Below are 2,280 nucleotides of genomic sequence, written 5' to 3' on the forward strand. Positions count from 1 at the left end.
GGGCTCTTCGGGCAGTCAACGGACTTGCGCAAGTCCTGCAACCACCATTGTCCATGACGCCGTGCACCGGCCATTCGGCTGAATTTTGAACGAATCTTTGCGGTGGATTAGCTTCCATTTTGTTACATACCTTGCATCCTGTTCGGATATGTAACCGGCTTGGACCCCTACCATGGGTTTCTTTCATGAAGGGAACTCCCATGGCTCTACAAACCCCGTTTTTTGGCAAGCGTGAACCCGAAGCTTTTGGCGTGCGCACCAACCTGGCCCAGGCCCAAACCCTGGCACAGCGGCCCCAGCCCCTGGCGACCCCGTCGGTCGCCGACACCGTGGACATTCCCGTAGAAACCGCGGCTGGCCAGCCCACCGCCAAAGCCACCGGCAGCACCCTCACCGTGGGGCCCAACATCAAGCTCAAGGGCGTGGAGATTACCGACTGCGACACCCTGGTGGTCGAAGGCACGGTAGAGGCGACGATGGATTCGCGCCTGATGCAGATCACCGCCGCCGGGGCCTTCAAGGGCTCGGCCGAGATCGACATTGCCGAAATCCACGGGGCCTTTGACGGCGAGCTGACGGTGCGCGACAAACTGGTGATCTACGCCACCGGCAAAGTCACCGGCAAGGTGCGCTACGGCAAGCTGGTGATCGAAGAAGGCGGCCAGTTGTCGGGCGAAATCGCCTTTGGCACGGCCAAGACCGCACCCGCAAAAGCCGCCCTGCAGGCCATCGCGGCCTGAAAGTGGTAAAAACTTAACGCCCCACGGTGTCCAGCCAGGCATCCAGCGCCTGCGCCAGGGCATCGGTGGCCGCCGCCAGCGCCCGCACACCGCCGGGCGCGTCGGCACTGGGGGCCGGGCGCTGCAGGCTAAAAGAGCGCTGGGCCAACAAACTGTCGCCCAGCGGCGTGCGCTCTACCAGCGTGGCCCGCAGCCGTACCAGACCCGTGCTGGCGGCAGGCGACTGGAACAGCTGGGTAAATTCCAGCAACTCAACACGTAACAACCGGGGTGCAGGCCCGCTGGTCCGGGCCAGACCGGCGCTGTCGCTGGCACCCAGCACCGCCCGGCGCTGGCCCAACACATCGCGCAGCCGCTGGCCAACCAACTGCGCGGGCGGCACGCTCCAGCGGGCCTGGGCATAAGGGCGCAGTTGCTGGGCATCGGCATAGGCCAGCCGGTACACAATGGCAGTGCCGCCGTCGCTCATGCTAGGGGCTTCCACGTCGGCCAGCGCCAGCGGTGGCAAGCTGGCGGTAGTGGCCACCGAGGCCGTAGCCGTAGCCGTAGCCGTAGCCGGGCCGAAGTCGTACTGGGTGGCGCGCAGGGGTTTGTCGGGCAAAGCCGAGCAGGCACCCAGGGCCAAAAACACCAAGCCAAATAGGCACTTCGCGCAGACTCTACCTGCACCAACAGCTCTTATATCCATAGCAAATCCTCGGTAAACCGTATTCAGGGTTGCGCAGCCGGAGCCACAAAGCCTGCCTCGCCCGGGCCGGGCACGGCAGCGCCGCCGCCAAAGATCAGCGATTGCGGTTGCTCGCTGATGCCGTTCACCGTGCGGCCCAGTTGCCGCGCCGCGCGGGATGCGTCGTCGGCCACCCGGTTGATGCGCGGCAAGGTGGCGCTGCCAAAGGTATCTGCGGCGTGCGAGAGTGCGCCCGTGCCGTCGGCCAGCCGGTCCATCACACCGCCTTTTTCGTTCAGGCGGGCCGCCGTCTGGCCGATGGCGGCAAAACTGCCGTTGGCGGTGTCGGCGGCGGTTTGCAGTGCGTGCATGGCCTGCTGGGTGTTGTCGGCCAGGGCCGGTATGCGGGCCAGCGCCGGATCCAGCCGCTGGGTCACGGTTTGCTCCAGCCGGGCGCTGAGCTGGGCCAGGCTGGTGGTGGCGCGGTCGGTATTGGCCAGCACGCCGGTCAGCAGCTTTTGGTTGTCATCGCTCAGCAGCTGGTTCAGGCGCAGCGTGGCTTCGTCCACCTGCTCCAGGATGTGGGGGATTTGCTGGGTCAGCTTGCCGAGTTGCGAGGTCTCCAGCGGCAGACGCGGCACGCCGCTGCGGCCCGGGGGAATCGGGGCTTGCGGCTGGCCTGCATCGTCGATCTGTACAAAGGCCAGGCCGGTGATGCCTTGGTAGCTCAGGCTGGCAAAGGCCGTGGGCGACAGCGGCGTGGTGTCGTCCACGGCGATGCGTATCAACACGTTGCCCACCACGTCGGGATCAAAACCGATGTGGGTCACCTTGCCCACGGCCACACCCTTGTAGCGCACGGCGGCCTGGGGC

Annotated in this window: 3 protein-coding genes; 1 reads left to right on the plus strand and 2 read right to left on the minus strand. The window is 65.9% G+C overall.

Features of this window, described 5'->3' with window-relative positions; genetic code table 11:
- Positions 1 to 200 precede the first annotated feature (200 nt).
- A complete protein-coding gene (locus ABI213_RS10665) occupies positions 201 to 740 on the plus strand; it encodes a polymer-forming cytoskeletal protein (protein WP_348006709.1) in 540 nt (179 codons plus the stop codon).
- 13 nt (positions 741 to 753) lie between these two features.
- On the opposite strand, the gene ABI213_RS10670 is transcribed toward ABI213_RS10665, so the two are convergent.
- Both ABI213_RS10670 and ABI213_RS10675 read right to left on the minus strand, forming a co-directional pair.
- On the minus strand, positions 754 to 1,371 hold the full coding sequence (locus ABI213_RS10670) for an ABC-type transport auxiliary lipoprotein family protein (RefSeq protein WP_348026992.1): 618 nt from the start codon (positions 1,369 to 1,371) through the stop codon (positions 754 to 756).
- 80 nt (positions 1,372 to 1,451) lie between these two features.
- Positions 1,452 to 2,280, minus strand: an 829-nt coding sequence (locus tag ABI213_RS10675; RefSeq protein WP_348026990.1) for an MlaD family protein, incomplete at its 5' end; no start/stop codon positions are given.

The organism is Rhodoferax sp., assembly GCF_039922535.1.
Classification (GTDB): Bacteria; Pseudomonadota; Gammaproteobacteria; order Burkholderiales; family Burkholderiaceae_C; genus Rhodoferax_B.

Coding starts and splice junctions, on each gene's coding strand:
- ABI213_RS10665 (WP_348006709.1), top strand. CDS start 201: ATGGCTCTACAAACCCCGTTTTTTGGCAAGCGTGAACCCGAAGCTTTT.